Origin of the sequence: Roseibium aggregatum IAM 12614 (assembly GCF_000168975.1) — a bacterium.
GTDB lineage: Bacteria > Pseudomonadota > Alphaproteobacteria > Rhizobiales > Stappiaceae > Roseibium > Roseibium aggregatum.
This window is the reverse complement of the sequence record NZ_AAUW01000032.1, coordinates 20,494-41,030: the sequence shown is the minus strand read 5'-3', so window position 1 is coordinate 41,030 and position 20,537 is coordinate 20,494. Positions and strand designations below refer to the sequence as shown.

Sequence of the window (20,537 nt, the reverse complement as noted above, 5' to 3'; positions counted from 1 at the left end):
CAGGACCCGACATGCTTTCGCCCGCCGAACTGGAACGCTACGCCCGCCACATCGTGCTGCAGGAAATCGGCGGCGCCGGTCAGCAGAAGCTGAAGAATGCCCGCGTGCTGGTGATCGGTGCAGGTGGCCTCGGTGCGCCGGTGCTGCAATATCTGGCCGCCGCCGGTGTCGGCACGCTCGGCATTGCCGACGACGACACGGTCTCGCTGTCCAATCTGCAGCGGCAGGTGATCCACGATACCGAGCAGCTCGGCGAGCCGAAGGTCGCCAGTGCGGCGGAAGCGATCGCGCGGCTGAACCCCAATGTGAAGGTCGAGCCGCACCCCACCCGCCTTGCCGGCCACAATGCCATGCAGCTCGTTTCCCGCTACGATCTGGTGGTGGACGGATCGGACAATTTCGACACCCGCTACCTGGTGTCCGATGCCTGCTTCTTTGCGCAAAAGCCGCTGGTAACGGCCGCCGTCGGCCAGTTCGACGGCTCGCTGACCACCTTGAAGCCCTATGAAACCGGCCTGGACGGCACAGCCAATCCGACCTATCGGTGCCTGTTCCCGCAGAAGCCGCGCGACGGCCTGCTGCCGACCTGCGCCCAGGCCGGCATCCTTGGTGCGCTGACGGGCATCATCGGCGCGATGCAGGCCATGGAAGTGCTGAAGGAACTGACCGGAACGGGCGAGGGGTTGGTCGGCCGGATGATCCTGTTCGACGCCAGAACCGTGCGCCTGGAAACCATTCGCTACAAGCGTTCCGCGAAGAACCCACTCAACGGCGACACTCCGAAAACCTGGGTGGAGCTGCTGGAGGAGGCGTGAGGGGTTTCCCGCCTCGACCCGTTCGCATCTTGACGTATAGGCAAGCGCTTGTGAGCGACATCCTCAATGCGTGCACTTGCCGAGCCTTCCACGGTGTCGCCCCGGGCAAGCGTCAGCGCGGAGCCGGGGCCTACTCGCCTAAGCCCCGACGCTTTTTGACGACTGTCTGCCCACACCAACTCTCTGGAAACGAGTAGGCCCCGGGTCTCGCGGTGCTCGCCCGGGGTGACGATTGTGCCTGCAGTGTGTTCCTGCCACACAAGATTGCCCTCCCGCAGGGAGTAAGAATCCTGCCTTTGGCCGCTTCCCTCAAGTCTGACTGGAAAGTCTTGCGGGCAAACAAAAACCCGACCCGGTTGCCCGGGACGGGTTCTGTGAAACTGGGATCGACTGACCTTAATTCGGCTTCTGCTCGCTCGCCTGCTGGGCGGCGGCCTGCTGGGCCATGTTCTGGCGGTAGAGCTGGGCGAAGTCGATCGGGTCGAGCATCAGCGGCGGGAAGCCGCCGTTGCGGGTCGCTTCGGAAAGGATGTTGCGTGCGAACGGGAAAATCATGCGCGGGCACTCGATCATCACGAACGGATGCATGTGCTCTTTCGGCACGCCGGTGATCTTGAAGAGGCCTGCGTAGACCAGTTCGACGTTGAACATCACCATGTCCGGGCGCTCGGCCTTGGCGTTCAGGGTCAGGACGACTTCAAACTGATCGTCGCTGATCTGCTGGGCACCGACGTTGACGTTGATGTCGAGCTTCGGCTGATCGCCCGGCCCCAGGGCGCGCGGCGCATTCGGGTTTTCAAAAGACAGGTCCTTGATGTACTGGCCAAGGATGTGCATGCCCGGCGCTGCTGCGCTCTCCGCCTGCGGCTGCGCGCCGCCGTCATTGGTGTCGGTCATCATCTCATTCCGTTGCGCGGTGCTGATCTGAAATGAAGAGCTATTAAATCCCTCCGGCTGGCCGCCGGCCCGCGTGATCCGGACAACCGTGTTAGCGGGTGGCTACCACTTACGCCTTGTCGGCACAAGAGCCCCGGCCTTGCCAGCCGCCGGAATCCGCTTCAAAAGGGGTGTGTTCCCGTTCTCCAAGAAGCCCAGATGCAAGAACAACCGACGTCCAATATCACCCTGCCGCACCGGCGCCTGAAACTCGATACGCTGGTCCGCCTGCGCTGGCTGGCCGTTGGCGGTCAGTCGGCGGCGCTTCTGGTGGTGCATGTCGGTCTCGGCTATCCCATGCCGGCCGGGCCTGCGTTCGCAATGGTGGCCCTTTCGGCCTGGCTCAACATCTTCCTGAAGATCCGCTGGCCCTCGGCCATGCGCCTGTCGGAACGCGCAGCGGCCCTGCAACTTGCCTATGACATCCTGCAGATGAGCGGGCTTCTGTTCCTGACCGGCGGCCTCGGCAATCCCTTTGCGTTTCTTCTGATGGCGCCGGTCATGGTGTCCGCCACGGGTCTGTCGGCCCGCTACACCATCCTGCTTGGCATTCTGGCCACTGTCTGCGCCAGCCTGGTTGCGATCTTCCATCTGCCTCTGCCCTGGCCGGTGGGTGCCGATTTCTCGCTTCCGATCGTCTATTCGGTCGGCATCTGGATCGCGCTTGTCTCCACGCTCGGCTTCATGGCGATCTATGCCTTCCGCGTGGCCGAAGAAGCTCGCCAGATGGCAGACGCGCTCGCGGCAACCGAGCTCGTGCTTGCTCGCGAACAGCACCTCAACGCGCTGGACGGTCTGGCGACCGCTGCCGCGCATGAACTCGGCACACCGCTTGCCACCATTTATCTGGTGGCCAAGGAACTGTCGGACGAATTCGAGGCAGGCGACCCCAGAGGTGAAGACGTGGCCCTGATCCGCTCCCAGGCGGAGCGCTGCCGGTCGATCCTGCGACAGCTCACCAGCCTTTCGAGCGAGGAAGACCGGACCTACCAGCGCATGCCGGTGTCACAATTGCTGGAAGATGTGGTCGATCCGCACCGGGGCACGGGCGTTGCGATCCACTCCACCGGAACCGGCACCGGCGCCGAACCGGTGGGCACACGCAACGCGGCGATCCGCTACGGCTTGGGCAATCTTCTGGAAAATGCCGTCGACTTCGCCAAGACCCGCGTCGATGTGTCCGCCACCTGGGATGAAACGACGCTTTCGATATCGATCCTGGACGACGGGCCGGGATTTTCGGTCGAAATTCTGGGCAAGATCGGCGACCCCTACGTTTCCGTGCGCGGCGGAAAGTCGCCGCAACGCGGCACGGGCGGCGGACTTGGCCTGGGCATTTTCATCGCCAAAACCCTGCTGGAACGCACGGGTGCCAAGCTGCATCTTGAAAACTCTGCCCCGCCCCAGACAGGGGCTCACATCCGGGTGAGCTGGCCGCGCCAGGTGTTTGAACAGGACGGCAGAGTGGACGAAACGGCTTTTACACCCCATAACGGCAATAAAGCGCAAACAATGCATGCTGTGCCCGTGACTTCATCCGCGGTGCAGGAGAAGACGGAAGAATAAGACCGGTAGAGCCAATGACGGACCAGACACCTGCCTTGAACACTTCGGAGGACATGACCCTCCTGATCGTTGACGACGACAAGCCGTTTCAGCAGCGCCTTGCGCGCGCCATGGAAAAACGCGGATTTACGACGGAAACCGCCGACAGTGTTCAAGACGCGACGGGCAAGATCGCCCAGAACGCACCGGCCTTCGCCATTGTCGACATGCGGCTTGAGGACGGCAACGGCCTCGACGTGATCGAGCAGCTTCGCCAGCGCCGCCCGGATGCCCGCGCGATCGTGCTGACCGGATACGGCAACATTGCAACCGCCGTTACGGCGGTCAAACTGGGGGCCATCGACTATCTGGCCAAACCCGCCGATCCGGACGATATCGTCGCTGCACTGGCCCGCAAACCGGAAGACAAGGCCCAGCCACCGGAAAATCCGATGTCGGCGGACCGGGTCCGCTGGGAGCATATCCAGCGGGTTTACGAGCTTTGCGACCGCAATGTTTCGGAAACCGCCCGCAGGCTGAACATGCACCGCCGCACCCTGCAACGGATCCTGGCAAAGCGCGCGCCACGCTGAGAAAGGCAGGGTTTTCCGCCATTGCGGGCTTGCCCTTAGACCGCCACTTTGCCTAAGTATTCCCAAACGGTGATAACCTGCGCTCCCACGGAGATCGCTTATGCGGCTTGATGCTGCCAATGCCCTTGTTGCCCCTGCGCTGAAATCCGGCCTTCTTGCCGCCTGCAGCGTGGTTTTCATGATGTCCGTCTTGCCTTCACAGGCTCAATCGGTTCCCGAAACCATGCGCATCAACGTGGAACCGCCGCAGCCCGGCATCCGCTCGATCACCGTCAACAAGAAGTACCGGCCGATCATCAGCCGTGACGACCAGGGTGTGGTCATCGACACCATGGGCAGCGACAACAAGCTGCCGCCCTGTGACGTCAAGCTTGAAGTCACCCTGGAAAACAGCCGCGTCCTGCATCGCGACGCCAGCTTCTGCTCGGGCGGCACGCTGGTGGTCGACGTTTCGAACGACGGCAAGCCGGGCGCGGTGGCCCGCGTCGTCGGCACGAATTCCGGCACCGCGGCCGGCCCCGTTTCCAATGCTTCGGAGGCAACTCAATCTTCCCAGCAGGACCGGCCTGCGTCCGGACAGCAGACCGCCTCCAACGCGGCCGGATCGCCAAGCCCGTCCGTTGAAGACATCGAACCGCCTGCCGAGGAGGGCGGCCTGCCTCCACTCGACCAGGTCGATACGCCCATTTCCGCGCCTGGCACGGAAATCGCCTCTCTGCCCGACGACATCAACGCGGGTACCGGCGACGGTTATCCCGGTGCGGCGAATTCCGAACCGGTTCTGGTGAGCCCGAACGAAGCACGCGAGTGGCTGGCCGAGCCCGGCACGCAGCCCGGAACGCCTACGTTGCTTCAGCATACCGTTCCGCAGACGGACGACCGGGACTTCCGCGCCGATTGCACCACGCAGTCCGGGTTTGCCAAGATCACGTTCCAGCAGGCCCCGGCCGGTCTTCTGGAGGGCATGCCGCAGGCCGTGCGAATTACGGCAGGTGAATTCGATAGCGTTTACAATGCTTTCGGGTCGTCCAGCGCCAATGAAGCCGGCATTTCGCTGCCGGAAGTCAACATCGAAATGACCGACCCGCTGTGGGAGGCTATGATCAAAGAGTCCGCCCTGTCGATTTCGGTCGAAGGCCTGCCTGCACACGACGTTTCCCTGAGAGGCAGCGCCAACCCGGTGCGCCTCTTCGTCGCCACCTGTTCCCAGCCCCAGCAGATCGTTTCGGACGATGCCTACGGCAGCGGCGCCGAGGAAGCCAACTCGGATCTTTCCTGCGCCGAGGCTGGCCGCGTGCGGTCCGTCGAAGCTGTCCGGCCCGGCCAGATCGTGTTCCGCAATGCCAGCCGTCAGCCCATCGAGGTCAACTGGGTGGATTATCGCGGCGGCGAGCGGCCTTATGCGCGGCTTGAGCCCGGACAGATCCTGGAACAGCAGACTTATGTGTCCCACGCCTGGACTGTGCGCGGCGCGAGCGGCGAATGCCGGGGCATTTACGTGACAAAGACCCCGTACCGGGAAGTCGTGATCAACGGTCCGGCCAATTTTGGAGCCCCCGGAAACAATGGCTTTGGCAATAACGGGTTCGACAGCAACGGTGGCACCTGGGGCGCTCCCAGCAGCGGCGGCTTCGACAGTCAGCCCGGTGCCGATTTCCCGGCCGGTCCCGTACCACCCGGGTCCATCGAAGGCTCGAACCAGCCGACATTCCAGCAACAGCAAACGGCCCAGGCCAACGTGTCCGACTACCTGTGCACCGCCGGCATTGACCTGAATGTCGTTTTCTCGCCGGACATGCAGTCCGCAACCGTTGCCGAAATGGGGTATGGCGCAGTCACTCTTCAACGCCAGGGTAGCGCCAATACATTCTATTACGAATCCCAGGGGCATGTGCTGAAGGGGCAACTTCAGAACGCCACGTGGTCACGCCCCGGATTGAGGGATGTCTTCTGCGCACGCAGATAGATATCGGGCTATACTGTAAAAAATAACAGGTTATATCCTTGGTAGAAATCCGGACTGCCGGACAGTTTCAGGATAATAATTTGTTTTTACGGTAGAAAACCCTCATCACTTTAAGCATTTGGTGAATGATTAAGAGGAAACCTTGTCGAACAGAGTTCGATAGGAATCACTTAACCATGTCCTTCGCCCGTTGGCCCATCACCTGGAAAATCAGCCTCCCGATCGCGACCATTCTGCTGTTCACAGCCGCGATCTGTGTGGTCAGTCTGAACAGTCTTTATTCAGCGATGTTCGCGGAACGCCTCAAGAAGATTGAGGAAATCACCGAAGGCGCGGTTTCGATCGCCGCCTATTACCATGGCCTGGAAACAAGCGGGAAGATGACCCGCGAAGAGGCCCAGGCCTCCGCCCGGGAAGCCATCGGCGCCATCCGCTTCGAAGGCGACAACTATGTCTTCGCCTATGATTACCAGGGCACGAACCTGGTCCATCCGAATGCAAAGCTCGTCGGTACCGACATGATCGGCTTCACCGACAAGACGGGTGTGAAGATCGTTGCCGAACTGATCAAGGACGCCAAGGCCGGCGGCGGTTCGCTGCTCTATTACTGGCCGCGCTCGGCGGGCGAAGAACCGATTGAAAAATATAGCTGGGGTTCCGGTTTCGAACCGTGGGGCTGGATGATCGGCACCGGGGTTTACGTTGACGATCTCGCCGCTGCCTACTGGAGCGCTGCCACTTCGATCATCGCTCTGGCCCTTGTTGGTGCCCTGATTGCGACCGGCATTGCCGTTGTCGCCGTCCGCAATACGGTTCGCCCATTGCGCGCACTGACCGGCAACATGAGCCTTCTGGCCGACGGCAACACCAGCATCACCATCGACGGCACCGACCGCGGCGATGAAATCGGCCAGATGGCAACCGCCATGGAGATTTTCGTCAGGAACGAAGCCGCAAGGCGCCAGCTTGAAGAGCAGCAGAATTCCAGCCAGGAAGATGCTGCCCGCAAGGGAGCTGAAATCCAGCAGCTCAGCGGCGATTTCGACCGCCAGATCATGGAGATGCTCAACATCATCGACAGTTCCGTGCAGAACCTGCAGGCTGCCTCCGCCGACATGACCGGCGTGGCCGCGCGAACCACGGAACAGAGCGGCCGCGTCTCAAACGCGTCCTCCCAGGCAGCCCACAACGTGGAAACCGTTGCCGCGGCAGCGGAAGAACTGTCGGCATCGGTCAACGAAATCCGCCGTCAGGTTCAGTCTTCCAGCGAGATCGCGGCACGCGCCGCAGGGGAAGCCCAGGCCACCAACCAGCGCATGCATGGTCTTTCCGAAAGCGCCAGCCGCATTGGTGAGGTCGTGACCCTGATCCAGGCGATTGCCGAGCAGACCAACCTTCTGGCGCTGAACGCCACCATCGAAGCGGCACGTGCCGGCGAAGCCGGCAAAGGCTTCGCGGTCGTTGCGGCGGAAGTGAAGGAACTGGCCACCCAGACCTCCAAGGCGACCGAAGAAATCTCCAGCCAGATCACCGCGATCCAGGACGAGACCGGCCATGCGGCCAGCGCCATCTCCTCGGTCACCGAGATCATCAACAACATGAACGAAATCGCGTCGTCCATCGCGTCCTCCGTGGAGGAACAGGGTGTCGCGACGCAGGAAATCGCCAGCAACGCGACCGAAGCCTCGCGCAGCACGGTTGAAGTGACGACAAACATCGAGACCGTTGCAGCGGCTGCCGAAAACACCCGCGATACAGCGGAAAAGGTCGACAGTTCCGCCCAGCAACTGAAGGAAAACGCCTCGATGCTGCGCAATCAGGTTGCCACCTTCCTTCAGGAAGTGCGCAAGCGCTCCGTGGCCTAACGCCCGTATATCAGACGCAAAAGCCCGCAGTCCCTCAAAGGCTGCGGGCTTTTGCGTGTCTGTTTTCAGATGAACCGGTCAGGTCGGTGGTCTCGTCAGAAGGCCTTCCCCCAGCACCTTGAAAGCCTCAATTGCCTTCTTCAGGTCCGCTTCCGGGTCATCGCTTGCCGCGATCCAGAGGGCGGCATTGAAGGCAGCGCCGTTCAGAAGCCGCGCAGCAGCTACCGCATCAACGGGTTTAACAAGGCCTTCGGCGATCAAACGTTCAAGCGCAGCGGTTGTTGTCTGCAGGCATACGTTCTGGCTTGGCCACTGGGATGGATCGCCAAGCACGGCCGGACCGTCAAGCAACACGATGCGCTGAACCTCCGGTTTCAGGGCCATCTCGATATAGGCGATACCCTCGGCCATGAGCGACTCCCATACGCTCCCACCAAGCCGGCTGGCGGCTTCTTTGGCCTCGGCTGCGATTTCGCCATCGAGCTGATTGACGACCGCCTGTAGCAGGCCTTTCTTGTCTCCGAAATTGTGATAAAGCGCGCCGCGCGTCAGGCCGACCGAGGCGGTCAGCTCATCCATGGACGCAGCTGCATAGCCTTGTTCGGCAAAGGCTTTTCGCCCTGCCGCAATCAGCTTTGCCCGCGTTTCTTCCATCATTTCGGCTCGTTTTCCAGGCGCCATCCTTACCTCGCAGATTCACATACGCTGCGTATGCCGATTGACATACGCCATGTATGTGAGCTATTCACATACGCAACGTATCTCAATAATCGCTCCCCGTTAAGCCCGGTTTCCCAGAGAAGCCAAGCCCTCAAAGGACAGCACATGACCAAAAGCCAACCCGTTTTCCCGGCAGGCCGTCACGCCCTTTATGACACGCATAAATACTCGGCCGCCCTTCGCTCCGGCGACCTTCTTTTTGTATCCGGTCAGGTCGGCAGCCGTGCGGACGGCACGCCGGAACCGAACTACGAAAATCAGGTGCGCCTTGCCTTTGCAAACCTGCAAGCCGTGCTGAAAGCGGCAGGCTGCGGGCTGGACGATATCGTCGACGTCACGACCTTCCACACAGACCCGGAAAACCAGTTCGAGAGCCTGATGAAGGTGAAGGACGAGGTTTTCGACAAAGCCCCTTATCCGAACTGGACGGCTGTCGGTGTCAACTGGCTGGCCGGTTTCGATTTTGAAATCAAGGTCATCGCGCGTATCCCCGACACCGCCTGACACCATTCTGCAGACGTGCCTTCTGGTTCCATCGAGCCTGAAGGCAGGCCGGACCGAAACTGAACCCTTCAACGGTTGCAAGCTGCGAGGTGGCGCACCACGTGCGGAAAGCGCAAGGAGATAGTCGACTGGCCGTTTCCCGCGCATGTCCACCAACGCCTGAACGATGGAGACCAGACCATGAGCGCCGCCTCGAACTGGCACCTTTCCGAAGAAGTCCGCACATCGGCCGGTGTCGTCATGGCAGGCCGGTCCGGGGAAGGGCCAGTGCTGGTGCTTGCCCACGGCTGGCCGTGGTCGTCGTGGTCCTGGCATCGGCTCATTCCAGAACTCTCCAGAAATTTCCGCGTTCACTGGTACGACATGCCGGGATACGGCCAGTCGGAGAAATCACCTGATCAACGGACGTCCCTCGATGTTCAGGGCAAGGTCTTTGCCGAGATGCTCGATCACTGGCAGCTCGCGCGACCCTCGGTTGTCGCCCATGACTTCGGTGGGGCAACGACGTTGCGAGCGCATCTGCTGCACGGCTGCGATTTCGAGAAATACGTCTTGATGAACGTCGTTGCGCTCAGCCCCTGGGGATCGGAGTTCTTCGATCATGTCGGCCGCCATGTGGAGGCCTTTGCCGGGCTGCCGCCGCATATTCACCGCGCAGTCGTCGAAGCCTATATCGGTGGTGCGCTTGTGACCGAAATCGGAGCCGAGGCGCGCGAGGCACTGGCAGCTCCCTGGCTGAGCGAAGACGGCCATGGCAGCTTCTACCGCCAGTTCGCCCAGGCGGACGAAGCCTATACCGACGAGATCGAACCGCTATACGGTGATATCCGTTGCCCGGTGAAAATCCTGTGGGGTGAAGACGATCCGTGGATCCCCATCGACCGGGGCCGGGCGCTGCATTCCGCCATTCCGCAGTCGACCTTCGAAACGCTGCCGAAGGCGGGCCATCTGCCTCAACTCGAGGTGCCGGATCTGGTTCTGGAGAAGTTGGCTGCCTTCCTCTGAAGGGACGTTGCCAGCCGCAACTCAGATCTTGCGCAGGGCGACCTTGGCAATCTTGTGGCTGGAATCCTTGGTCAGGATCAGGTCGGCGCGCGGCCGAGTGGGCAGGATGTTTTCGCGCAGGTTGACCAGGTTGATGTCGTTCCAGATCCGGTTGGCGGTGGTGATCGCTTCCTGATCCGTAATCCGCGAGTACTTATGGAAATAGGATCCCGGATCTCGGAAGGCCGTCTCGCGAAGGCGCATGAAACGGTCGACATACCAGTTCAGCAGCAGGGTCTCGTCGGCGTCGATATAGACCGAGAAATCGAAGAAATCCGACACGAACGGCACCGCGCGCCCGTCCTTAGGCAGTTCGCGCGTCTGAAGCACGTTGAGGCCCTCGACAATCAGAATATCGGGCCGGTCGACCGTTACCGTGTGCCCGGGCATGACGTCGTAATAGAAATGCGAATAGACCGGCGCGCGTACGAAACGCTTGCCTGCCTTGATATCGGACAGGAATTTCAGCAGCCGCGGCCTGTCGAAGCTTTCCGGAAAGCCCTTCTTGGACATCAGCCCTTCGGCTTCCAGCACCGCATTGGGATACAGGAAGCCATCGGTGGTGATGAGATCGACCTTCGGGCTGGCCGGCCAGCGCGCCAGAAGCTCACGCAGCACGCGCGAAGTGGTCGACTTGCCGACGGACACAGACCCGGCCACGCCGATGATGAAGGGCGTCTTGCCGTCGCGGGTGCCGAGGAAGTTCTGCGTTGCCTGAAAGATGCTGATCGTCGCCTCGGCGTAAAACGCGAGCAGGCGGGAGAGCGGCAGATAGATTGTCTCGACCTGTTCGATCGACACCGGCGCGTTGAGGCCCTGCAACTGTGCCACTTCATGCGCATCGAGCGTCATGGGCGTGTCCGCACGCAGTCTTGCCCACTCGCGCTCGGTGAACACCTGGTAAGGGGACAGATCCATGTCCAGGGCCGTGGCGACTTTCTGATCCATAACTTCGCAGTTCCTGCTGCGCGGCTGAACACCGGATCCGGGACAGGGCTAAAAGAAGACCCTGGTCATTCCTGAGGCCGGGACGCCTTTTCTTCCAGTCCGGTTTGTCCCGTACGGCTCGCAAGCTCCTTCATAACATCCCCGAGGGGGACATTGGAGACATTGAGAACCACCAACAAGTGATAAAGCACATCGGCGGCCTCGGCCGTCAATTCCTGCCGGTCCTTCTGAACGGCGGCTATCGCCGCCTCAACCGCTTCCTCTCCCAGCTTCTGGGCGCATTTGGCAACGCCCTTGTTGACGAGCTTGCGCGTGTAGGACTTTTCGTCCGCGCTATTCGCACGTGCAGCAATAATGGCGTTCAGATCTTCCAAAGTGAAGTCGGTCATTCGGCTATTTCCCTTGAGCCCGTTTCAGGCGTCGAGGCGCATCGGTACGCCGGCGTCGTTCATGTAATGTTTGGCTTCCTGAATGGTGTGTTCGCCAAAGTGGAAGATGGAAGCGGCCAGGACGGCGGTTGCGTGGCCATCACGGATGCCTTCCACCATGTGGTCCAGGTTGCCGACACCGCCCGAGGCGATCACGGGCACCGGCACCGCATCGGCAATCGCCCGGGTGAGGGCAATGTTGTATCCGGACTTGGTGCCGTCCCTGTCCATGGAAGTGACCAGCAGCTCACCAGCGCCGAGATCGACCACCTTTCTGGCAAATTCGACCGCGTCGATGCCGGTGGCATTGCGGCCGCCGTGGGTGAAGATCTCGAACCGGTCCGGTTCACCCGGAGCGTTGACCTGCTTGGCGTCGATGGAAACGACAATGCACTGCGCGCCGAATTTTTCCGCCGCTTCGCGCACGAAATCCGGATTGGTGACGGCCGCTGTGTTGATCGACACCTTGTCGGCCCCGGCGATCAGCAGCTTGCGGATGTCTTCCACCGTGCGCACGCCGCCACCGACGGTCACCGGCATGAAACAGGCCTCGGCCGTACGCCGGACCACATCGTAGATCGTGTCCCGGCCCTCGTGGCTGGCGGTGATGTCCAGAAAGCAGAGTTCGTCCGCCCCGGCCGCGTCATAGGCCTTGGCGGCTTCCACCGGGTCACCGGCATCGACCAGATCGACGAAGTTGACGCCCTTGACGACACGGCCGTCCTTGACGTCGAGACAGGGAATGACACGGGCTTTCAAGGTCATGATGCTTTGCTCCGCGCGGCCTGGATCAGCTCCATGGCTTCTTTCGGATCGAGACGGCCATCGTAAAGCGCCCGGCCCGAGATCGCGCCTTCCAGGATGGCGCAGTCCGGCTCCAGAAGGCGGTGGATGTCGTCAATTGATGCAAGGCCACCCGAGGCGATGACCGGAATGGAGACGGCGCGGGCAAGTTCCAGCGTCGAGGGAATGTTGAGACCCTTCAGGACGCCATCCCGGTCGATATCGGTGTAGATGATTGCCGCGACGCCTGCGTCCTCGAACTGCCTGGCGAGATCGACGGCGGTCAGTTCGGACGTTTCCGCCCAGCCCTCGACGGCGACATAACCGCCCTTGGCGTCGATGCCGACGGCAACCTTGCCCGGAAACTTGCGGCAGGCTTCCTTCACCAGATCGGGATCGCGCACGGCCACCGTGCCCAGAATGACGCGGCTGATGCCCTTGTCCAGCCAGGTCTCGATATGGTCCAGCGTCCTGATCCCGCCACCCAGCTGCACCGGGTTCTTCGTTGCCCCCAGAATGGCATCGACAGCCGCACCGTTGACGCTCTCTCCGGCAAAGGCGCCGTTGAGATCGACCACATGGAGCCATTCGAAGCCCTGATCCTCGAAAGCCCGGGCTTGCGCACCCGGGTTATCGTTGAACACGGTTGCCTGGTCCATGTCGCCCAGTTTCAGGCGAACGCACTGGCCATCCTTCAGATCGATGGCGGGAAAGAGGATCATGTCGTTTTAAATTCCTTCAACGATGACGATTTCGCCATCGGCTACTTTCTGGCGGATTTTCACCGCTTCCTGATATTCCGGCGAATTATAGCAATCCACCGCGTGCTGGAAGCTCGGAAATTCGATGATGACATTGCGGGCCCGGCCGGTTCCCTCGATGGCGTTGGTCTTGCCGCCACGGGCCAGAAAGTTGGCGCCGAACCGCTCAAAAGCGGGTTTTGCCGTTTCCACATATGCCGGATATCCGTCAGCGTCGCGCACGTCGACACGGGCGATCCAGTAACCTTTGCTCATATTGGCCTCCCAGGCGCTTTTAGATTAAGGGGTCCAGTCCAGGAAATTGGCAATCAGTTCAAGACCAAGCCGCTGGCTCTTTTCCGGGTGGAACTGGGTGCCGATCATGTTGTCCTTCGCCACCACGGCAGTGAAGGTACCGGCGTAGTCGAATGTCGCCAGACGATCCTCGGCCCTGGCGCAGGCAAAGTGGAACGAGTGCACGAAATAGGCGTGCAAGCCATCCGGCCCCGATTCGATGCCCTTGAACACCGGGTGGCCTTCCGCGCGGACATTGATGGTGTTCCAGCCCATGTGCGGGATCTTCAACGTCTTGTCGGCCGGTTCCATGGCGGTGACGTCGCCGTCGACCCAGCCAAGACCTTCAACTGTTTCGAATTCCAGCCCCCGGCTCGCCATAAGCTGCATGCCGACGCAGATGCCGAAGAACGGTTTGCCGTCCTTGCGCACGGCCTGCTCGAGTGCTTCGGGCATGCCTTCAACGGCCCACAGGCCGCGCTTGCAGTCGGCAAAGGCGCCGACACCCGGCAGCACGACACGGTCGGCCTTCAGAACCCTTTCCGGGTCGGACGTGACGATGACATCCGGCATGTGGGCGTGGGCGCGGGCCGCGCGCTCGAACGCCTTTTCGGCCGAGCGCAAATTGCCCGAGCCATAATCGATAATCGCAATGGTCATTGACGGGTCTCCGGACCGAGGGTCAGGCCCACCACCTGCTCACTGCCGATCCTCGGGATGATCGGTTGGGAGGCGGGGCGCTGTTGCCGGTCGATTTGAGGTCTGGGCGGCGACACTTGGCCTGCCGCCTTATGGAGAAAACGAAGTTCGGCTTCGGACTTGTTGAGCGCATCGACGATGCCGACAACGCGCCAGCCCTTGCGCTCCAGCGACCAACGGCGCAGAGCCTGGGCTTCCAGGCCGAACAGGATAGAGGTGAAAAGAGCGACCACCGCCATGGCTTCCTGGCTGACGGACAGCGCCAAGACTTCGATCACCAGCGTTGCGGCGAGATAGCCGAGCAACACCAGCCACATGCGGTTGACCAGCAGCCAGATGACGGCAAACAGGAACGCAAGCACCGAAAAGCCATCCGGAATGAAGGCAAGCCGGTCGGTCTGGCGGGGATCACCAGCCACATCGTCAAATTCTGGCGGAGCCATCACAACATATGTGCTCATGCGCCGAATCCTGCCCTAGCCGCCGAGCTGGCCCTTGGTGGTGGGAATGCGGTCTGCCTGCCGCGGGTCGATCTCCACCGCCTTGCGCAACGAGCGCGCAACCGCCTTGAAGCAGGTTTCGGCGATGTGATGGCAATTGGAGCCGTAAAGATTGGCGATATGAAGCGTGATCCCGGCATTCATCGCGAAGGCCCGGAAGAACTCCTCGAACAGCTCCGTGTCGAATTCACCGATCTTGTCCCTATCGAAGGTGACATCCCAGACCAGAAACGGACGGCCGGACACATCCAGCGCGCAGCGGGTCAGCGCTTCGTCCATGGCAAGATGGGTGTCGGCATAGCGGGTGATGCCCGCCATGTCGCCCAGGGCCTTGGAAATCGTCTGGCCCAGCGCGATGCCGGTGTCCTCGACCGTATGGTGAAAGTCGATATGGGTGTCGCCATCGGCACGCGCCTTGATATCGATCAGCGAATGTCGCGACAGTTGCTCCAGCATATGGTCGAAGAACCCGACACCGGTCTTGACGTCGTAAGCGCCTGTGCCGTCCAGGTTGATCTCGACCGAGATGCGGGTTTCCTTGGTGTCGCGCGATACACTCGCTGTGCGCATGTGCTGATGCCCCGTGCAGTGGGAGAGAAGAACCGCGGTGTTGTAGCAGCCTGAACCGCCTAAGAAAATAGCGGTTTCATAGTGAAAGGGTTCTGCGGCCGGTCTATCGTGCGGACAAGCAAATCGGCGTCAGCCTGCCTGCAGGTTCCTGAAATTCACTTTGGGGGAGATCCATCATGTACGAAAAAGCCATTTCAGAAGGCGGAATTGCCGTCGTGACCGGCGCAGCCAGCGGTGTCGGACTGGCCGCCGCCATACGTTTCGCGCAGGCAGGACTGGGCGTGATCCTGGCCGATCTTCCAGGTGCTGCTCTCGACGCGGCAACGGAAAAGGTTCGCGCTGCCGGTACGGTCGGCGTTGATATTTTCGCGGTTCCGACCGATGTCGGCGACATGGCGCAGGTGGAATCCCTTGCCGACAAGGCCTTTCAGACCGGGCCTGTCGCGGTCTTGATGAACAACGCCGGCATCAGCCTGCCGACGTCCGCCTGGGAAGACTTCGACAACTGGGTCCGGCTGATGGACATCAATTTCTACGGCGTGCTGCGCGGTGTTCATGCCTTTACGCCGCACCTGATCGAGGCCGCCCGCCCGGCAGTCATCATCAACACCGGCTCCAAACAGGGCATCACGACACCGCCGGGCAACCCCGGCTACAACACCACCAAGGCGGCGGTGAAGGTGCTCAGCGAGCAACTGGCCCACGAGCTGCGCCAGGCGGGAGCGCCCATTTCCGTGCATCTGTTCGTACCGGGCTTTACCTACACCGGCATGACCGCGAGCCATTTTCCGGAAAAACCGGCTGCGGCCTGGACCAGCGAGCAGACCGTCGATTATTTCATCGAGCGGATGTCGGCTGGCGATTTCTACATTCTGTGCCCGGACAATGATGTCGACAGCACCAGGGACAGGCGCCGGGCAGAATGGGCCATCGGCGATATCATCGAGAACCGGCCGGCGTTGTCGCGCTGGCATGACGACTACAAGGACGCCTTCGCGGAATTCGAACGGTCGGGCAAGGTGTAGTTCCGGGTAGTTGTGGCGCTGGGCGATCCTTGGTGCTATGCACTGGCACCTGCCCCAAAACCGAGGATCTGCCCATGCCGACCAGCCCGTTCGCCCCGAAAACCGCTCTGGACCGTTTGATGCTGCCCGTAGACGTGCCAACGGTTGCCGATGCCGAGAAACTGGTGAAGCAAACCGAAGGCAAGGTCGGTATCTACAAGATCGGCATGGAACTGCAATTTGCCGGCGGGCTGGAGTTTGCCCGGGATCTGGCACGCGACGGCAAGAAGATCTTTCTCGACGTGAAACTGCACGACATCGACAACACCATCGAGAAAGCCGTGCGCAATGTCGCCAAGATGGGCATGACCTTCATGACCCTGCATGGCTACCCGAAAACCATGCGCGCCGCCGTGAAGGGCCTGCGGGAAGAGGGCAATCCCGACCTGTGCCTGCTGGGCGTGACGGTGCTGACCTCCATGGACGAGCAGGATCTGGTCGACGCAGGGTATCGCGGCCCGATTGCCGATGTGGTCGAAGCCCGGGCAAAAGATGCCCGTGACGCCGGCATGGGCGGCATTGTCTGCGCGGCCACGGAAGCCTTGAAGTTGCGCACGATCCTTGGCGACGAACTTGTGATCGTCACCCCCGGCATCCGCCCTTCCGGCAGTGACGCCGGCGACCAGCGCCGGGTCATGACCCCGGCCGATGCCATTCAGGCCGGCAGCGACTACCTGGTAGTCGGCCGCCCGATCAGCCGGGCCGAAGACCCGGGTGCGGCGGCCGACGCCGTGGTGGCCGAGATAGAAGCGGCGCTGAACGTTCCGCCGCTAATCGATAACACCGGTCACCGGAAAACCGCATCCTTCGGCAACTTTTCGATATGACGCGGTAAATCCGCTCAGGGACGCGGTGTAGACCGTCCCTTCCGTCCCGACGATTTCGATCTGCCCGTTTCGTTGCATGGCCTGAAGCACACGCTGATTGTCCTCCAACGGGAAATTGGTCTGCGCGAAGGCGAATCCGTCTTCGTCGAAGTCCGCGTAGACCGTTGCCTGCGCGCTGTCACCGTCATCAAAGACAAAATTGACCTTCTGGTCGTTCTGAAGAACCGTGGCATGGCCGCGAACGGCGCGTTCCGTCAACTGGACACCGGGGAAGAAGTCCGGCGGCAATGCATCTCCGTTGGAAACGGAAAGGCCTAAGGTGGGCAGGCCGTCGCCACCGGTCCACATGGAACAGGTGATCCGCAGATCCTCGCCGGTATCGACCGCCTCGATCTGGACGTTCCAGTCTTTATAGGAAAAATATTGCTGTTCGGCCTGAGCAGTAGAAGCGGCAAGCAGGCCGAGGCCAAGGCCGGTCAAAATTCTGAATGTCATCAAGAAGTCCCCGTTAGGTAGCAGGGGGTTACTCAATACTGAAATCCTTAAGATAAGCCACTGGTGCGTCTCGATTTTTTAAGCAATTCCCGTGGTCGCTCCTTATCACCTCCCCGATGTCACTCCGGACAAGCGAAGCGCCGATCCGGGGCCTACTCGCAGGGCCGCTTGCCGAAGCGCGCAAGGTATCTTGAAGAAGATCTATCCACTCCAGTGCTCTGGAAACGAGTGAGTCCCGGGTCTCGCGATGCTCGCCCGGGGCGACACCTGTGCTTTCTGCCAGTCCTTTCCGTAGGCAATTGCCTTGCCCCTGGTGAGAAAAGGTTGGGGTGGGGGTCAATCGCCTTGCCGGCCCAAAAAACCACCGCCGAAGCGGTGGTCCAGTTTGCTACGATCACGTGATATCGGCTCACGCTGCCTGGTTGTCTCCATTGACCGCAGACCGGAGAACCATGCCGTAGAGATCGCGCGGATCGTCAGGATCGGCCAACAGGTCGAGCTTCTCGAAGTGGCCGGTTCTGGGCAGAAGATCGCGGACGTAACGCAGGGCGGCAAAGTCCTCGATGGCGAAGCCGACACTGTCGAACAGGGTGATCTGGTCCTGTGAGGTACGGCCTTCCGCCTTGCCGGCATAGACCTGCCAGAGTTCGGTGACCGGATGATCGCGGTCGAGCTGCTGGAATTCGCCTTCGATGTGGGTCTGGTCCGGGAATTCGACAAAAATATCCGACCGCAGAAGGATGTCGCGGTGCAGCTCGGTCTTGCCCGGGCAGTCGCCGCCGACCGCGTTGATGTGAACGCCGGTGCCGACCATGTTGTCGGTCAGGATCGTCGCCGATTTCTTGTCCGCGGTGACCGTGGTGATGATCTGCGCGCCTTCGATGGCATCTTCCGGCGTCTTGCAGATGGTCACGTTCACGCCGGAATTGGCAAGATTGCGGGCAAGGCGCAAACTGGCGCCGCAGTCGATGTCGTAGGCACGGATTTCGGTGATGCCGAGCATGTCCTTGAAGGCAAGGCACTGGAAGTCGGACTGCGCACCGTTGCCGATGATCGCCATCGTGGTGGAGCCCTTGGGCGCCAGGTATTTGGCTGCAAGCGCCGAATTGGCCGCCGTGCGCAGGGCTGTCAGGATGGTCATCTCGGTGAACAGCACCGGATAGCCGGTCATCAGGTTCGACAGAACACCGAAACCGGTGACGGTCTGCAGACCATCGCGGGTGTTGCCCGGGTGACCGTTGACATATTTGAAGCCGAAGGTCTTGCCGTCGCTGGTCGGCATCAGCTCGATCACCCCCTGGGGCGCATGTGCGGGGATGCGCGGCTTCTTGTCGAAGCTTTCCCAGCGCAGGAAATCCTGTTCGATGTAGTCGGCAATGCCGCGCATGAAGGTTTCGACGCCAACGGCGCGGACATTGCGCATCATGTTGTCGACACTGACGAACGGCACATAGGCCAAGTCCGACGGCAGAAGATTGATGGGTTTCACTGACATGTTCTGGTCCTCTAGAAGCTTCTTGTCGGCCGGTCGAAGACCCGGCGGCCAAACAGGCTGCCGGTCAGTTCGACCATCAGACGCACGGTTTTTCCGCGTTCGTCCAGGAAGGGGTTGAGCTCGACCAGGTCGAGCGAGGTGACGAGGCCGCTGTCATGGAGCATCTCCATCACCAGATGGGCCTCGCGGAAGGTCGCGCCGCCCGGCACCGTGGTACCGACGGCCGGTGCAATCGACGGATCGAGAAAATCGACATCCAGACTGACGTGCAGCAGGCCGTTTTCCGCCCGCACGCGCTCCAGGAAAGGTGTCAAAAGCGCACCAATGCCTTCCTCGTCGATCCGGCGCATGTCGCTGACGCCGACACCGTGGCTGACGAGCAGGCTGCGCTCCGCATCATCGATGGAGCGGACGCCCAGAATTTCGACATTCCGGGGGTTAACCGTGTGCTCCAGCGGCGCGCCGAGCAGATCGTCAAAGCCGGGAAGGCCGCACAGAAACGCAAGCGGCGTGCCGTGCAGATTGCCGCTGGCGGTGCTGTCGAACGTGTGGAAGTCGGAGTGTGCATCGAGCCAGAGCACAAAAAGCGGACGACCGAGCGCGGCGGCCGCCTTTGCCTGGCCGGACACGGTGCCGGCCGCCATGGCATGGTCGCCGCCGAGATAAATCGGAACAACCGGACCTTCGCCAAGATCCGCCGCTTTCTGGTGAAGGGCGCGGGTCCAGGCGACATAGGCCCCGTAATTGCGCAAGACCGGGTTGGGAGGTGTGAGGCTGCCGACATCCGCCGGGCTCAGATTGCCATGGTCCGAGACGGAATGGCCGAGCGCCCGCAGCGTGTCCTGCAGGCCTGCTGTCCGGTAGGCGTCCGGCCCCATGAGGCAGCCGCGCTGGCCAGCACCTTCGTCCACCGGTGCGCCCACCAGCACAATCTGTTTTTCAACGACGTTCACACCCAGCTCCGCCTCAAGATCCGACTATCAAAAGTGTGCTGAAACGCCGCGGCGGAGTAAATCCGGACACTTGATCAAAAGAGCAGTCAAATTTATCATTTTGGAAAGCTCAATTTATCGGAATGGATTGATGGACGATCTGGATCTTCGGTTGATCTCGCTTCTGCGCCACGATGGGCGAAGATCAGTGTCCGAATTGGCAGGTGATTTGAAGGTCTCGCGTGCCACCGTGCGCTCACGTATGGAAAAGCTGGTCGACACGGGAGAAATCCTCGGGTTTACCGCGGTCCTGCGGGATGACTGGCGCGACCTGCCCATTCGCGCGGTAACGCTTGTGGTGGTCGACGGCCACAACACCGAACCGGTGATCCGCTCGCTTGGTGCAATGACCGAGGTTCGTGCGATCCATTCGACAAACGGCAAGTGGGACCTGGTGCTGGAGGTCGCGACGCGTGACCTCGCTGCCTTTGACGATGCGCTCAACCGCATCCGCCTGATCGAGGGCATTACCGGCACCGAGACGAGCCTGCTTCTGACGACCCGCAAGGGGCCGGCGGTTTCCGCCAGCGAGTTCAAGGATGTTCTCGGTTAGAAGGCAGGCTCGGGCGCCCCAGCGTTTCTTAAGTCGCGCCGGTTTGGTCTGCGCTCCCTCCGTGTGGTCAGAGATCTTGCTGCGGATCGCAAATCGGGTCGATCCCCTGTTGTTCGCCGACTAAAATCGGATCAGACTTCAAGATCAGAACGAAGAAACGG

Annotated in this window: 23 protein-coding genes; 10 read left to right on the top strand and 13 right to left on the bottom strand. The window is 61.2% G+C overall.

All coding sequences use genetic code 11. The features are described 5' to 3' along the window. The first annotated feature begins 11 nt into the window (after window positions 1-11). Window positions 12-815 (top strand): HesA/MoeB/ThiF family protein, encoded by an 804-nt coding sequence (locus SIAM614_RS29135; protein WP_006940221.1) that lies wholly within the window; start codon window positions 12-14, stop codon window positions 813-815. A 396-nt stretch (window positions 816-1,211) separates the two neighbouring features. Here SIAM614_RS29135 and secB read toward each other — a convergent pair whose 3' ends face one another. Continuing rightward, the gene (secB, locus tag SIAM614_RS29130) at window positions 1,212-1,712 is read right to left on the bottom strand and encodes a protein-export chaperone SecB (protein ID WP_040441463.1); all 501 of its coding nucleotides are present in this window, start codon (window positions 1,710-1,712) and stop codon (window positions 1,212-1,214) included. A gap of 198 nt (window positions 1,713-1,910) precedes the next feature. Here secB and SIAM614_RS29125 point away from each other — a divergent pair, with 198 nt between their 5' ends. The 4 genes from SIAM614_RS29125 to SIAM614_RS29110 all read left to right on the top strand — a co-directional run bounded on the left by SIAM614_RS29125 (window position 1,911) and on the right by SIAM614_RS29110 (window position 7,720). After that, on the top strand, window positions 1,911-3,317 hold the full coding sequence (locus SIAM614_RS29125; protein WP_006940217.1) for an ActS/PrrB/RegB family redox-sensitive histidine kinase: 1,407 nt from the start codon (window positions 1,911-1,913) through the stop codon (window positions 3,315-3,317). A 14-nt stretch (window positions 3,318-3,331) separates the two neighbouring features. Further along, complete coding sequence (locus SIAM614_RS29120) at window positions 3,332-3,889, top strand: ActR/PrrA/RegA family redox response regulator transcription factor (protein WP_006940216.1); 558 nt, start codon at window positions 3,332-3,334, stop codon at window positions 3,887-3,889. Between the two features lie 100 nt (window positions 3,890-3,989). Then, entirely contained in the window at window positions 3,990-5,855 is a 1,866-nt protein-coding gene (locus tag SIAM614_RS29115) for a VHL beta domain-containing protein (RefSeq protein WP_006940215.1), read from the top strand. 176 nt (window positions 5,856-6,031) lie between these two features. Further along, window positions 6,032-7,720: a methyl-accepting chemotaxis protein gene (locus tag SIAM614_RS29110; RefSeq protein WP_006940214.1), complete on the top strand. Its 1,689-nt coding sequence runs from the start codon at window positions 6,032-6,034 to the stop codon at window positions 7,718-7,720. A 78-nt stretch (window positions 7,721-7,798) separates the two neighbouring features. On the opposite strand, the gene SIAM614_RS29105 is transcribed toward SIAM614_RS29110, so the two are convergent. Beyond that, a complete protein-coding gene (locus SIAM614_RS29105; RefSeq protein ID WP_006940213.1) occupies window positions 7,799-8,377 on the bottom strand; it encodes a TetR/AcrR family transcriptional regulator in 579 nt (192 codons plus the stop codon). Between the two features lie 168 nt (window positions 8,378-8,545). Here SIAM614_RS29105 and SIAM614_RS29100 point away from each other — a divergent pair, with 168 nt between their 5' ends. Together SIAM614_RS29100 and SIAM614_RS29095 are read left to right on the top strand one after the other, a co-directional pair. After that, window positions 8,546-8,944 carry a RidA family protein gene (locus SIAM614_RS29100; protein WP_006940212.1) on the top strand — a complete coding sequence of 133 codons (399 nt, stop codon included), beginning with the start codon at window positions 8,546-8,548 and terminating at the stop codon, window positions 8,942-8,944. Window positions 8,945-9,124: 180 nt separating this feature from the next. Then, entirely contained in the window at window positions 9,125-9,949 is an 825-nt protein-coding gene (locus tag SIAM614_RS29095; protein WP_006940211.1) for an alpha/beta fold hydrolase, read from the top strand. 21 nt (window positions 9,950-9,970) lie between these two features. Here the strand turns inward: SIAM614_RS29095 and coaA are convergent, their stop codons facing one another. The 8 genes from coaA to hisB form a co-directional block, all read right to left on the bottom strand. Beyond that, entirely contained in the window at window positions 9,971-10,936 is a 966-nt protein-coding gene (coaA, locus tag SIAM614_RS29090; RefSeq protein WP_006940210.1) for a type I pantothenate kinase, read from the bottom strand. A 65-nt stretch (window positions 10,937-11,001) separates the two neighbouring features. Further along, entirely contained in the window at window positions 11,002-11,325 is a 324-nt protein-coding gene (locus SIAM614_RS29085) for a phosphoribosyl-ATP diphosphatase (protein ID WP_006940209.1), read from the bottom strand. Between the two features lie 24 nt (window positions 11,326-11,349). After that, a complete protein-coding gene (gene hisF, locus SIAM614_RS29080) occupies window positions 11,350-12,129 on the bottom strand; it encodes an imidazole glycerol phosphate synthase subunit HisF (protein WP_006940208.1) in 780 nt (259 codons plus the stop codon). After that, window positions 12,126-12,869: a 1-(5-phosphoribosyl)-5-[(5-phosphoribosylamino)methylideneamino]imidazole-4-carboxamide isomerase gene (gene hisA / locus SIAM614_RS29075; RefSeq protein WP_006940207.1), complete on the bottom strand. Its 744-nt coding sequence runs from the start codon at window positions 12,867-12,869 to the stop codon at window positions 12,126-12,128. Before hisA ends, hisF begins: the two co-directional genes overlap by 4 nt. Before the next feature lie 6 nt (window positions 12,870-12,875). Continuing rightward, a complete protein-coding gene (locus tag SIAM614_RS29070) occupies window positions 12,876-13,163 on the bottom strand; it encodes a DUF1330 domain-containing protein (RefSeq protein ID WP_006940206.1) in 288 nt (95 codons plus the stop codon). Window positions 13,164-13,187: 24 nt separating this feature from the next. Beyond that, window positions 13,188-13,841: an imidazole glycerol phosphate synthase subunit HisH gene (hisH, locus tag SIAM614_RS29065; protein WP_006940204.1), complete on the bottom strand. Its 654-nt coding sequence runs from the start codon at window positions 13,839-13,841 to the stop codon at window positions 13,188-13,190. Next, window positions 13,838-14,341, bottom strand: coding sequence for a DUF2628 domain-containing protein (locus tag SIAM614_RS29060; protein ID WP_006940203.1), 504 nt, complete (start codon window positions 14,339-14,341; stop codon window positions 13,838-13,840). The genes hisH and SIAM614_RS29060 overlap by 4 nt, the downstream gene beginning before the upstream one ends. A 15-nt stretch (window positions 14,342-14,356) precedes the next feature. Then, window positions 14,357-14,950: an imidazoleglycerol-phosphate dehydratase HisB gene (gene hisB, locus SIAM614_RS29055; protein ID WP_006940202.1), complete on the bottom strand. Its 594-nt coding sequence runs from the start codon at window positions 14,948-14,950 to the stop codon at window positions 14,357-14,359. 176 nt (window positions 14,951-15,126) lie between these two features. Here hisB and SIAM614_RS29050 point away from each other — a divergent pair, with 176 nt between their 5' ends. Both SIAM614_RS29050 and pyrF read left to right on the top strand, forming a co-directional pair. Next, a complete protein-coding gene (locus SIAM614_RS29050; protein ID WP_006940199.1) occupies window positions 15,127-15,975 on the top strand; it encodes an SDR family NAD(P)-dependent oxidoreductase in 849 nt (282 codons plus the stop codon). A gap of 74 nt (window positions 15,976-16,049) precedes the next feature. After that, window positions 16,050-16,841, top strand: a complete 792-nt coding sequence (pyrF, locus tag SIAM614_RS29045) for an orotidine-5'-phosphate decarboxylase (RefSeq protein WP_006940197.1) — start codon at window positions 16,050-16,052, stop codon at window positions 16,839-16,841. Here the strand turns inward: pyrF and SIAM614_RS29040 are convergent. The 3 genes from SIAM614_RS29040 to rocF form a co-directional block, all read right to left on the bottom strand. Next, on the bottom strand, window positions 16,785-17,336 hold the full coding sequence (locus SIAM614_RS29040; protein WP_006940195.1) for a hypothetical protein: 552 nt from the start codon (window positions 17,334-17,336) through the stop codon (window positions 16,785-16,787). The two genes, pyrF and SIAM614_RS29040, sit on opposite strands and share 57 nt — an antisense overlap. Before the next feature lie 409 nt (window positions 17,337-17,745). Further along, window positions 17,746-18,831: an ornithine cyclodeaminase gene (locus tag SIAM614_RS29035; RefSeq protein ID WP_006940194.1), complete on the bottom strand. Its 1,086-nt coding sequence runs from the start codon at window positions 18,829-18,831 to the stop codon at window positions 17,746-17,748. An 11-nt stretch (window positions 18,832-18,842) separates the two neighbouring features. Next, on the bottom strand, window positions 18,843-19,784 hold the full coding sequence (rocF, locus tag SIAM614_RS29030; protein ID WP_006940193.1) for an arginase: 942 nt from the start codon (window positions 19,782-19,784) through the stop codon (window positions 18,843-18,845). Between the two features lie 130 nt (window positions 19,785-19,914). Between rocF and SIAM614_RS29025 the strand changes: the two genes are divergently transcribed. Then, a complete protein-coding gene (locus tag SIAM614_RS29025; RefSeq protein ID WP_006940191.1) occupies window positions 19,915-20,376 on the top strand; it encodes an Lrp/AsnC family transcriptional regulator in 462 nt (153 codons plus the stop codon). Window positions 20,377-20,537: the final 161 nt, after the last annotated feature.

Excerpts from the sequence above, each read along its gene's own strand:
- SIAM614_RS29035 (WP_006940194.1), bottom strand. The coding sequence starts at position 18,831 with ATGTCAGTGAAACCCATCAATCTTCTGCCGTCGGACTTGGCCTATGTG.
- SIAM614_RS29120 (WP_006940216.1), top strand. The coding sequence starts at position 3,332 with ATGACGGACCAGACACCTGCCTTGAACACTTCGGAGGACATGACCCTC.
- SIAM614_RS29025 (WP_006940191.1), top strand. The coding sequence starts at position 19,915 with ATGGACGATCTGGATCTTCGGTTGATCTCGCTTCTGCGCCACGATGGG.
- SIAM614_RS29125 (WP_006940217.1), top strand. The coding sequence starts at position 1,911 with ATGCAAGAACAACCGACGTCCAATATCACCCTGCCGCACCGGCGCCTG.
- SIAM614_RS29100 (WP_006940212.1), top strand. The coding sequence starts at position 8,546 with ATGACCAAAAGCCAACCCGTTTTCCCGGCAGGCCGTCACGCCCTTTAT.
- coaA (WP_006940210.1), bottom strand. The coding sequence starts at position 10,936 with ATGGATCAGAAAGTCGCCACGGCCCTGGACATGGATCTGTCCCCTTAC.
- hisA (WP_006940207.1), bottom strand. The coding sequence starts at position 12,869 with ATGATCCTCTTTCCCGCCATCGATCTGAAGGATGGCCAGTGCGTTCGC.
- SIAM614_RS29135 (WP_006940221.1), top strand. The coding sequence starts at position 12 with ATGCTTTCGCCCGCCGAACTGGAACGCTACGCCCGCCACATCGTGCTG.
- SIAM614_RS29085 (WP_006940209.1), bottom strand. The coding sequence starts at position 11,325 with ATGACCGACTTCACTTTGGAAGATCTGAACGCCATTATTGCTGCACGT.
- hisB (WP_006940202.1), bottom strand. The coding sequence starts at position 14,950 with ATGCGCACAGCGAGTGTATCGCGCGACACCAAGGAAACCCGCATCTCG.
- SIAM614_RS29070 (WP_006940206.1), bottom strand. The coding sequence starts at position 13,163 with ATGAGCAAAGGTTACTGGATCGCCCGTGTCGACGTGCGCGACGCTGAC.
- SIAM614_RS29110 (WP_006940214.1), top strand. The coding sequence starts at position 6,032 with ATGTCCTTCGCCCGTTGGCCCATCACCTGGAAAATCAGCCTCCCGATC.
- secB (WP_040441463.1), bottom strand. The coding sequence starts at position 1,712 with ATGACCGACACCAATGACGGCGGCGCGCAGCCGCAGGCGGAGAGCGCA.
- hisH (WP_006940204.1), bottom strand. The coding sequence starts at position 13,841 with ATGACCATTGCGATTATCGATTATGGCTCGGGCAATTTGCGCTCGGCC.
- SIAM614_RS29105 (WP_006940213.1), bottom strand. The coding sequence starts at position 8,377 with ATGATGGAAGAAACGCGGGCAAAGCTGATTGCGGCAGGGCGAAAAGCC.
- pyrF (WP_006940197.1), top strand. The coding sequence starts at position 16,050 with ATGCCGACCAGCCCGTTCGCCCCGAAAACCGCTCTGGACCGTTTGATG.
- SIAM614_RS29115 (WP_006940215.1), top strand. The coding sequence starts at position 3,990 with ATGCGGCTTGATGCTGCCAATGCCCTTGTTGCCCCTGCGCTGAAATCC.
- SIAM614_RS29060 (WP_006940203.1), bottom strand. The coding sequence starts at position 14,341 with ATGAGCACATATGTTGTGATGGCTCCGCCAGAATTTGACGATGTGGCT.
- SIAM614_RS29040 (WP_006940195.1), bottom strand. The coding sequence starts at position 17,336 with ATGACATTCAGAATTTTGACCGGCCTTGGCCTCGGCCTGCTTGCCGCT.
- SIAM614_RS29095 (WP_006940211.1), top strand. The coding sequence starts at position 9,125 with ATGAGCGCCGCCTCGAACTGGCACCTTTCCGAAGAAGTCCGCACATCG.
- SIAM614_RS29050 (WP_006940199.1), top strand. The coding sequence starts at position 15,127 with ATGTACGAAAAAGCCATTTCAGAAGGCGGAATTGCCGTCGTGACCGGC.
- hisF (WP_006940208.1), bottom strand. The coding sequence starts at position 12,129 with ATGACCTTGAAAGCCCGTGTCATTCCCTGTCTCGACGTCAAGGACGGC.